The 249-nt window shown below is 57.4% G+C and carries 1 pseudogene; it reads left to right on the plus strand.

The features are described from left to right. Nucleotides 1-249 (plus strand): annotated as a pseudogene (locus MXD62_RS40345) (dihydropyrimidine dehydrogenase); the annotation flags it as partial.

A 249-nucleotide genomic window follows, 5' to 3' on the forward strand; every position in this document is an offset into this window, starting at 1 on the left:
CCTCGAAGCCAATCCGGTAGGAGCAAGCTGCGCTCGCGTATGTCCTACGTCGGAGCTTTGTGAAGGCGCTTGCGTCTTAAACGGAGCATCCAAACCGATTATGATCGGACTCTTGCAGCGTCATGCCACTGATTGGGCGATCAGCAAGCAGGCTTTCTTTTTTGATGCGGGGGAACCAAATGGAGGCAAGGTTGCCATCGTTGGCGGCGGACCGGCGGGATTGTCTGCAGCACGTGAACTGGCGCGCCT

Origin of the sequence: Frankia sp. Mgl5 (genome assembly GCF_023242985.1) — a bacterium.
GTDB lineage: Bacteria > Actinomycetota > Actinomycetes > Frankiales > Frankiaceae > Parafrankia > Parafrankia soli.